This window comes from Hansschlegelia beijingensis (genome assembly GCF_045505405.1).
Classification (GTDB): Bacteria; Pseudomonadota; Alphaproteobacteria; order Rhizobiales; family Methylopilaceae; genus Methylopila; species Methylopila beijingensis_A.
In genome coordinates this window covers 1-4616 of sequence record NZ_JBJKEX010000235.1, presented here as the reverse complement: position 1 = coordinate 4616, position 4616 = coordinate 1, and the positions used below count along the sequence as shown (strand labels likewise).

The 4616-nt window shown below is 68.8% G+C and carries 6 protein-coding genes; 2 read left to right on the top strand and 4 right to left on the bottom strand.

Translation table 11 applies throughout. The features are described 5' to 3' along the window. On the bottom strand, positions 1-1608 hold a 1608-nt coding region (locus tag ACIKT0_RS13150; RefSeq protein WP_407105778.1), incomplete at its 3' end, for a PAS domain-containing protein. 198 nt (positions 1609-1806) lie between these two features. Between ACIKT0_RS13150 and ACIKT0_RS13145 the strand changes: the two genes are divergently transcribed. Then, entirely contained in the window at positions 1807-1959 is a 153-nt protein-coding gene (locus ACIKT0_RS13145; protein ID WP_407105777.1) for a DUF3309 family protein, read from the top strand. Between the two features lie 33 nt (positions 1960-1992). Here ACIKT0_RS13145 and ACIKT0_RS13140 read toward each other — a convergent pair whose 3' ends face one another. Beyond that, on the bottom strand, positions 1993-2379 hold the full coding sequence (locus ACIKT0_RS13140) for a DUF930 domain-containing protein (protein ID WP_407105776.1): 387 nt from the start codon (positions 2377-2379) through the stop codon (positions 1993-1995). Positions 2380-2447: 68 nt separating this feature from the next. Continuing rightward, complete coding sequence (locus ACIKT0_RS13135) at positions 2448-2900, bottom strand: DUF2147 domain-containing protein (RefSeq protein WP_407105775.1); 453 nt, start codon at positions 2898-2900, stop codon at positions 2448-2450. 278 nt (positions 2901-3178) lie between these two features. Here ACIKT0_RS13135 and ACIKT0_RS13130 point away from each other — a divergent pair, with 278 nt between their 5' ends. Beyond that, on the top strand, positions 3179-3511 hold the full coding sequence (locus ACIKT0_RS13130; protein ID WP_407105774.1) for a hypothetical protein: 333 nt from the start codon (positions 3179-3181) through the stop codon (positions 3509-3511). Between the two features lie 498 nt (positions 3512-4009). Here the strand turns inward: ACIKT0_RS13130 and ACIKT0_RS13125 are convergent, their stop codons facing one another. Further along, positions 4010-4510, bottom strand: coding sequence for a catalase (locus ACIKT0_RS13125; protein ID WP_407105773.1), 501 nt, complete (start codon positions 4508-4510; stop codon positions 4010-4012). Positions 4511-4616: the final 106 nt, after the last annotated feature.

The window sequence follows — 4616 nt, the reverse complement described above, 5'->3', positions numbered from 1 at the left end:
AAAGTTTCTTGAATCGGCGGAACGCACGACGCCTTCGCCACGGAAGGTCGGCCCCGACAGCTCGGGCGCGAGCGGCGTCGGGAACTGCGAAAAGCCCCCGACCTCGGCGCCCGGAAGGCCATGCGCCGCGCCGCCGTCATCCTCGTCGCCGGGCGCGCTGTGGAAGAACGCGCCGTATCGGGCGCCGGAGAGTTCGACGCCGGCGTCGACCACCGCCTGCACCAGCTTGTCGAGATCGAGCTCGGCGGCCAGCCGGGCGGCCGTGGAGTTCAGGATCTCGAGCGCGTTGGTCTCCTCGCGAAGCGCCCGCTCGGAGGCGATCAGCGCCGCCTCGGCCTGCTTGCGGCTGCTGATGTCGACGACGGTGCCGACGAAGCGCCCGCTGGCGCCGCCCTCGCCGATGACCTTGCCGCGGGCGGACAGCCAGCGCTCGACGCCGTCGTCGATCCCGATCGTCCGGTATTCGATGTCGAACTCGGCCCCTTCCGTGGTGGCCGCGCCGACCGCCGCCGCGACGCGTTCGCGGTCCGCCGGATGCAGGCCGGCCAGGAAAGCGTTCTCATAGGTGATCGGACGGTCCTGCGAGATGCCGAACAGCTCGCGGCAGCGCCGGTCCCAACGCAGCGCGCCGCTGCGCGGATCGTAGTCCCAGGTGCCGACCGCGGCGGCCTCGGTGGCGAGCCGCAGCCTGTCCTCGCTCTCGCGCTGTCCCTCGAGCGCGCGCATCTGGTCGGTGACGTCCGTGCCCTCGACGAAGATGCCGGTGACGCGCCCGCCGCGGTCCTTGATCGGCTGGTAGATGAAGTCGAGCGCGCGCGGCTCCGCCAGCCCGCCGCCCGCGCGCGGCAGGGTCGCGGTCATGCCGCGGCCGGTGAACGGCTCCCCTGTCGCGTAGACCCGGTCGAGCAGCTGCAGGAACCCCTGGTCGGCAAGCTCCGGAAGCGCGTTCCGCACGGGCTTTCCAAGAACCTTGCGGCCGCCGATCAGCCTCTGATAGGCGGCGTTGGTCAGCGTGAAGATGTGGTCAGGCCCGTCCAGCACGGCCATGAAGCCCGGCGCCTGCTTGAACATCTCCGCCAGACGCTCGCGGTCGGCGATCGCCTTGCGCTGCGCCTGGATACGATCGGTCGTCTCGTTGACGATGCACAGCACGCCCTCGACGGCGCCCTCATCGTCGAACAGGGGCGAGTAGGAGATGTCGAAGAACACCTCTTCGCCGAAGCCGTGACGCTCGATGTAGAAGGGGCGGTCGTGCGCGAACACCGTCCCGCGGCCGTCGCGGACCCGGCGCAGCAGCGGCTCCAGATCGTCCCAGAGCTCGCCCCAGTTCTCGATCGCCGGGCGGCCGAACGCCCGCGGATGCTTGTCGCCGATGGTGGGCGCGTAGGCGTCGTTGTACAGGGCGACGAAGTCCGGGCCCCAGAACAGCACGATCTGGACCCGCGCCGGCAGGATCGCCGCGAGGACGTTCCGGAGCGCGACCGGCCAACGGTTCGAGGCGCCGAGGGGGCAGTTGCGGGCATGGAGGCCCGCGACCAGCCTGGAGCAACCGTCGCTCGCTGAATCAGGCGGGGCGAAGCTCACCTTCGTCTGCAACCCGCCTGCCATGCCAGTCCATCCTCCGCCGCCGTCATGCCGGCTCAGGCTAACTCGCGGCGAGCGGGTTCAGGTTCCTCGCCGACCGCTTTATTTCGCGTCGCCATGCATCGAGCGCGCGTTCGGAACCCTTATCCGGCTTCAGAAGTTTGCTGATTTGTAGGGGCGTCGTTCGACGCCGTGACGAGCGGTTAGATTCGGAGCCAATTCATGTCGACGATCCTGATCATCATTCTCGTTCTGCTCGTCATCGGCGCGCTGCCGACCTGGCCCTACTCGTCGGGTTTCGGATACGGCCCGAGCGGCATTCTCGGCATCATCCTGATCATCATCATCATCCTGGCGCTCACCGGCCGGCTGTGATCCGGCGGCGACGCGGGGGAGCGTACTCCCGCGTCATCGCCAGAGCCCGTAACGCTCCCAGTCCTTCGGGGGGATCGCCGCGCCGACGCGGTAGGTCAGCGCGAGCACGCGCATGCGGTCGCCGGTCGCGCGACAGCTGAAGGTGAGCCGATACCATTCGCCGCCGCTGCGGATGGCCGCGCCGCTCCCCGACAGGGTGTCGCCGGCCGCCGTGGCGGGGCGGATCGCGTCCATCACCATCCGGTCCGGCCGCAGCGCGCCGCCTTCCTGCTGGATGCGCCGCATCGTCTCGATGTCGCAAAGCTGATGGAAGCGCGTCTCGGGCTCGAGCCGCCGGAGGCTTGCGGCGAGCCCGGCGTCGACGGCCGAACAGGGAGCGGAGTTGAGCAGAAGCGCGAGCGCGCAGGCAAGGCGACGCATGAACAGGGACCCTCGATTCGTGTGTCGGGGTCCCGACTAACATACCTCGCGCGCGACCTGACCCGGGGTCAGTCGACGCGCCGCAGCACCTGGGTCTTGCACAGAAGGCCGCCGATCACGCAGCCGCGCAGCTTCAGCCGGCTGCTTCCATCAGCCATGATCGTGCCTGCATAGCTCCGGCCGTCGTCCGGATTGTAGAACCGGCCCGCCCATCCGTTCCCCTCCCGCCTCATGTCGGTGAGCAGCGAGAGACCGATCACGGGACGATTGCGAAGGGCGGGGTTGGGGTTGTGCTTGTCCACCTTGGGCCGGCCGTTCTTGTCGTTGGGCTTCCTCAGGCCGATGAGAGTCGCGCACAGCGCGTCGCCGCACGTCGAGATCCGGATCGTCGCCTTGTCCTTCGGCATGCTCCAGACGCCGACCGGGGCCGGGGCGGCGGCGGCGGACGCCGCGAGCAGCAGCGCCGAGGCGACCAGAATCCCGCGCATCATCAGCGCCTCCTTCTCAAATCCGTTCGGCATCGGCTTTCACGCAGCGGCCCCCAGGCTCACTGCGCCGCGCGCACGCAGGCGAGCGTTCGGGCTCAGGCCGCGGGTCGTCGTGCATATCGGCGCCGCGACCGGAAATGTTCCATGCAACGCCGAAAACAATTCTGGCCTTTCCGCGAAACATATCCCTCGACACGGCCCGTATCCGGATTGCGGCTGCGCTTCTGCGGCCGCTGTCTGGCGGCGCACGTAAGCCTGATCCGAAGCCGTGTGACCTGCCGCCCCCCAGTCGAAGACATAGCGGAGGAATCATGATCACTCGCAACACAATCGCCGCCGGCGTCGCCGCGCTCGCTCTCGCAGCCGCTCCGACGCTCGCCATGGCCCAGGCCGCGACCGGGAGCGACGCGTCCGGCATGGGCGCGAACTCGGCCATGGAGCAGGGTCCAGGCGGGTCCATGAGCAGCGACCACATGGGGACGTCCGCCAAGCACAAGAAGACGGCCAAGCACCAGAAGAAGTCGATGAAGGGCTCGGCGGGCTCGCAGAGCCGGATGAAGGACACGCCGACCTCGGCCGGGACCGCCGACGCCCCCGTCAAGGACCTGCGCGGCCACAGCGAGACCCCGACCACCGGCAGGTGACAGACCGCCCCGGAGGCGCCGGCCGCCGGTGAAGGCGGCCGGCGCCTTCGTTTTTGCCCGATATAGGAAAATAGTCATTGACAGCGTGACGCTCCTCGGGTAGGGTTCAGCCATGCTCCGAAATCGCGTCCAGAACGGCCCGGCGGTCCCCGCCGGCGAAGGCGCGGCGTCGGCCGGGCGACCGGCGCCGGCGTCGCGCATCACCGAGAAGATGGTCGCCGAAGCCCGGCGGCTTTACGAGGAGAGCGAGCTGAGCCAGGTCGAGATCGCCGTTCGGGTCGGCCTGTCGCGGACATCGCTCGGCCGGCTCGCGGCGCGCGGGGAATGGCGGCGTCGCAGCGTCGAACGCGCTCGCGCCGTAAGCCGCATCCGCTGTGAAGTGGACAAGCAGATCAGCGCCGTCGAGGCGGTTTTCGGCGGGCAGGACGGGCTTCCGGCCAGCGAGGCGGCGGTCCACGCCCGGACGCTCGCGAGCCTGGTCCGCTCCCTGCGCGAGCTTCAGAAATACGAAAAAAAAACCGTGTCCGCGGAGCCGCGGGAGCCGAGCACGGTTGAGAAACGGACAAAGACGGGCGTCTCCACGTCCTTGGCCAGGAAGCCCGCACGGGTGATGTTGGACGCGGTCCCGTAGGAGCGGAACACACCGTGGGCTCCCGCCCCGCGGGCGTGAACCACACGCTCGGGAATGCGCTCATGGTCAAAGTGGGTGATCTTTTCGCGCAGGTGATGGTCCTGCAGCAGGATGGGTCCGCGGGAACCTGCCTTCAGCGAGTGGTCCGTATCGCCAAGGCGAAGCCCCTGCGCGGTGGTCAGGTACTGGCCGGACTGGGCACGGGCAGTAGCCGGCGCGCCGGTGGGGCTTCCCGTCGGCGACACAGCCTCAGGGGCCTGCTGGTCCGGCTTCGGAGGCAGCGGCTCGCGTGGGGTGGTAGGTTCCTGGAGGCTGGCAGGTTCGCTGGCGGGGACGCCGGGAATCTGGATGTTGCTGTCTTCTGGCACGATTTTTTCTCCTCAGGATCGGCAACGTCAGCAGTCATCGGCGCAAACCGATATACTAAGCGTACTTAGTACCCTAGCAACGATTCCTGCGGCCACAAGCTCTGCG